Source organism: Actinoplanes rectilineatus, from assembly GCF_000962825.1.
Taxonomy (GTDB): domain Bacteria; phylum Actinomycetota; class Actinomycetes; order Mycobacteriales; family Micromonosporaceae; genus Actinoplanes; species Actinoplanes rectilineatus.
Window position 1 is genome coordinate 1 of the sequence record NZ_JZKF01000198.1, and the last position, 1,510, is coordinate 1,510.

General features: G+C 66.1%; 1 protein-coding gene. It reads left to right on the forward strand.

The window, feature by feature from the left end; translation table 11 throughout:
* The first annotated feature begins 121 nt into the window (after positions 1-121).
* Positions 122-1,477 carry an IS4 family transposase gene (locus WH85_RS46045; protein WP_052721343.1) on the forward strand — a complete coding sequence of 452 codons (1,356 nt, stop codon included), beginning with the start codon at positions 122-124 and terminating at the stop codon, positions 1,475-1,477.
* The last annotated feature ends 33 nt before the right edge of the window (positions 1,478-1,510 follow it).

Below are 1,510 nucleotides of genomic sequence, written 5' to 3' on the forward strand. Positions count from 1 at the left end.
CAACGCCGTTCAGTTAGGCGTTGGTGTGGCTGGTCAAGGGGTGTGTTGATCGGGGAGTAAGAAGCGGAGTTCCGGTATCAAGGTTTGTCACTCCAAGACAACCCAGAACCAGGAACTCCGCTTGACTGATCAGATTGCCATAACCCGTACCGTCTCGGTAGCTGCCGGGCCGTTCGCGCCGGGTCACCTCGGTGAGCTGACCCGGCTCGTCCCGTTCGAGATGATCGACGAGGTCCTCACTGCGACCCGGCGCACAGAGCAGCGTATCCGGCAGCTCCCGGCCCGGGTCGTGGTGTATCTGCTGCTGGCCGGCTGCCTGTTCACTGATCTCGGCTACCGGCAGGTGTGGTCGAAACTCGTCGCCGGCCTGCACGGCCTGCCGGTCACCAGGCCCTCCGGCAGCGCTCTGCGTCAGGCCCGGCAACGACTCGGGGCCGCTCCGCTACGGGCATTGTTCGACCTACTCCGCGGCCCGGCCGCCAGCAGCGCGAACGCGATCTGGTGGAAGGGCCTGCTCCCGGTCGTCATCGACGGCACCCAGCTCACCGCCGCGGACTCACCCGCCAACCTGCGCCGCTACGTCAAGCTACGCGGTAACCACGGCGGCTCCGGCTACCCGCCGTTACGACTCAGCGCACTGCTGTCCTGCGGCACCCGATCGGTCCTCGACGCCGTATTCGACCCGATCACCACCGGCGAGAACAGCCAGGCCCAGCACCTGTCGCGCAGCCTGCACACCGGAATGCTGCTGCTGGCAGACCGCAACTACGCCGCCGCGGAACTGGTGAAGACCTTCGCTGCAACCGGCGCCGACCTGCTGATCCGCTGCAAAGCCAACCGCAGGCTCCGGATCATCGGCCGCTGCCCCGACGGGTCTCGGCTATCGACCATCGGCGAACTACGCGTGCGTGTCATCGAGGCCCGGATCAGCATCACCACCACCAACGGCACCCACACCAGCGACTACCGGCTGATCACCACCCTGCTCGACGCCCACCGCTACCCCGCCGCCGCCCTTGTCCAGCTCTACCACCAGCGCTGGGAGATCGAGACCGCCTACCTCGAACTCAAGTCCACCATCCTCGGCGGCCGGGTCCTGCGATCACGCACCCCCGACGGCATCGATCAGGAAATCCACGCCCTGCTGATCGTCTACCAACTACTCCGCACCGCCATGGTCGACGCCACCGACAGCCGGCCCGGCCTCGATCCGGACCGGGCCAGCTTCACCACCGCCCTCAACACCGCCCGAGACCAACTCGTCCTCGCCGCAGGCGTCATCGCTGACACGATCATCGACCTGGTCGGCGTCATCGGCGAACAAGTCCTGGCAAACCTGCTGCCCGACCGCCGCATCCGCACGAAGTCCCGCATGATCAAACGCTCGAACTCCAAATACCAGGCCCGCGGACCGAACATCGACCGCCACACCTACAAGGCCACCACCAGCATCAACGTCGTCACCGACGAGCCTTGACGCATGAGCCATCCGCCTAACTGAACGGCGTTG